Consider the following 2,743-nt stretch of genomic DNA (forward strand, 5'->3'; position numbering starts at 1 on the left):
CAGGCCTGATTTTTCTCATGACGCACAAAGCTCCTCCGCAAAGTCCGGAGGAGCTTTTTTGCGGGGGGATCTTTCGTGCGGCAGTGCGGCGGCCTGTCTGCCCTGTTCCGGCTATGAGAAAAGCCGCTGCACGGTAATTCGTCAATTTTGACAGTTTTCAAAAAATATTTACCTAAAGTTTTACTTGACATTGTCTTGCTTTTTGTCTTATCCTTTATCATAGCGTCCATAGTGGGAAAGGATGAGAAAAATGAACGTTTTCAAGAAGATTTATTGCCGTGTTTTTCAGCTTGGCATGCGCATTGCCCTGCCTTTTTTGCCCTACCGTGAACCCAAACTGATCGAGGGGGTCAGCGGCGTTCCCGCCGTGCTGCGGGAGCACGGCATTGACTGCGTCATGCTGGTCACCGACGCCGGGGTCCACAGCCTGGGTCTCACCGCCCGTCTGGAGGAGACCCTCAAGGCCCAGCACATCCGCTGCGTGGTCTATGACCGCACCGTGGCCAACCCCACCGTGGCCAATGTGGAGGAAGCCCGCGCCCTCTACCTGGAACAGGGCTGCCAGGGGCTGATCGCCTTCGGCGGCGGTTCCTCCATGGACTGCGCCAAGGCGGTGGGTGCCCGCATTGTGCGGCCCCGTAAGTCTCTGGACAAGATGGAAGGCCTGCTTCATGTGATGCACCGTCTGCCGCTGCTCATCGCAGTGCCCACCACCGCCGGCACCGGCAGCGAGACCACCCTGGCCGCCGTCATCACCGACGAGAAGATCCACCACAAATACCCCATCAACGATTTCTCGCTGATCCCCCATTATGCAGTCCTCGATCCGGACGTGACCCTCAACCTGCCCCGGCAGCTGACCGCCACCACCGGCATGGATGCGCTGACCCACGCAGTGGAAGCCTACATTGGCCGCTCCACCACCAAGGGCACCCGGGCCGCCGCCATCGAGGCCGTGCAGCTCATCTTCAACAACCTGCCGGAGGCCTACTACAACGGCCATAACCGGGAAGCCCGGGCCAACATGCTGCGCGCTGCCTACCTGGCCGGTACTGCCTTCACCAAGAGTTATGTGGGGTATGTCCATGCCGTGGCCCACAGCCTGGGCGGCCGGTACGGCATTGCCCACGGTCTGGCCAACAGCGTGCTGCTGCCCATCGTGCTGAAAGCCTACGGCAGCGCCGCCTGGAAAAAGCTGGCCGAACTGGCCCGGGCTTCCGGCGTCAGCCAGGATACCAGCGATGAGGCGGCCGCCAAGGAATTCATTGCCTACATCGACGCCATGAACGCCGCAATGGACATTCCCGAGACCCTCCCCGGTATCCGCACCGAGGACATCCCCCAGCTGGCCCGCTATGCCGACCACGAGGCCAACCCGCTGTACCCGGTTCCGGTTCTGTGGGGCCACGACAAGCTGGAAGATATGTACAAACAAGTTCAGGAGGTTTCCACCCATGACGGAACTGGAGATTCAAGCCATTCTCAAACGGCAGCGTGAGTATTTTGCTGCCGGACATACCCTGCCCGCTGAAGCCCGCATCACGGCGCTGAAAAAGCTCAAGGCCTCCCTGCAAAGCCATGAGGCGGATCTGGCCCGCGCCCTCAAGGCCGACCTGGGCAAGTCCGCTACCGAAAGCTATATGTGCGAGACCGGACTGACCCTGTCCGAAGCTACCTGGATGATCCGCCATGTCAGCCGCCTGATGCGGAACCGATGGGTGTCCACGCCGCTGTCCCAGTTTGCGGCCAGCAGCTTCCGCTCTCCCTCTCCCTACGGCAATGTGCTCATCATGAGCCCGTGGAATTACCCGGTTCTGCTGACCCTGGATCCGCTGATCGACGCCATCGCCGCGGGCAACACCGCCATCGTCAAGCCCAGCGCCTACGCTCCGGCCACCGGTGCGGTGCTGCAGCAGATCGTGGAGGAGTGCTTCCCGCCGGAACATGTCTGCGTCGTCACCGGCGGCCGTGCCGAAAACCAGGCTCTGCTGCACCAGAAGTTTGACATGATCTTCTTTACCGGCAGCAAGGCTGTGGGCAAGGAGGTGCTGCGCTGCGCCGCCGAGTACCTGACCCCCGCCGTGCTGGAACTGGGCGGCAAGAGCCCCTGCATTGTGGAAAAGTCCGCCAAGATCGGTCTGGCCGCCAAGCGCATCGTCTTCGGCAAGTACCTGAACTGCGGGCAGACCTGCGTGGCCCCGGACTACATCCTCTGCGATGCCTCCATCCGGGACGAACTCATCGACGCCATTCAGAAGGAGATCACCGCTCAGTTCGGTGCCGACCCCATGGCCAATGAGGACTACGGCAAGATCATCAACGAAAAGCACTACCGCCGCCTGATGGGCCTGATCGACCCGGTCAAGGTGGTCTGCGGCGGCACCGGGGACGAAAAGACCCAGCGCATTGCCCCCACCGTCATGAAAGATGTGACCCGGGAAGACGCCGTCATGGGCGAGGAGATCTTCGGACCCATCCTGCCGGTACTGACCTATACCGACCTGGACGCCGCCCTGGCGGACATCGAATCTCAGCCCCATCCGCTGGCCCTCTATCTCTTCAGTGAGGACAAGGCCGTGCAGCGCAAGGTGCTGGACCGCTGCCACTTCGGCGGCGGTTGCCTGAACGATGTGATCATCCACCTGGCCACCAGTGAAATGCCCTTCGGCGGCGTAGGGGAGAGCGGCATGGGCGGCTACCACGGCAAGGCCGGGTTCGAGGCCTTCAGCCACCTGCGCAGCAT

Annotated in this window: 3 protein-coding genes; 2 read left to right on the forward strand and 1 reads right to left on the reverse strand. The window is 61.6% G+C overall.

The window, feature by feature from the left end; all coding sequences use genetic code 11:
- The coding region (locus Q0K17_RS11080; protein ID WP_294542968.1) for a hypothetical protein at positions 1-191 on the reverse strand (191 nt) is incomplete at its 3' end.
- 59 nt (positions 192-250) lie between these two features.
- On the opposite strand from Q0K17_RS11080, the gene Q0K17_RS11085 reads away from it, so the two are divergent.
- Positions 251-1,498: an iron-containing alcohol dehydrogenase gene (locus Q0K17_RS11085; RefSeq protein WP_294542969.1), complete on the forward strand. Its 1,248-nt coding sequence runs from the start codon at positions 251-253 to the stop codon at positions 1,496-1,498.
- The coding region (locus Q0K17_RS11090) for an aldehyde dehydrogenase (RefSeq protein ID WP_294542970.1) at positions 1,455-2,743 on the forward strand (1,289 nt) is incomplete at its 3' end. The genes Q0K17_RS11085 and Q0K17_RS11090, both read left to right, overlap by 44 nt.

The sequence above is a fragment of the uncultured Gemmiger sp. genome (genome assembly GCA_944388105.1).
Lineage (GTDB): Bacteria > Bacillota > Clostridia > Oscillospirales > Ruminococcaceae > Gemmiger.

What these genes read in the sequence shown, in the direction of transcription:
- Q0K17_RS11085 (WP_294542969.1), top strand. Translation starts at nt 251, where the DNA reads ATGAACGTTTTCAAGAAGATTTATTGCCGTGTTTTTCAGCTTGGCATG.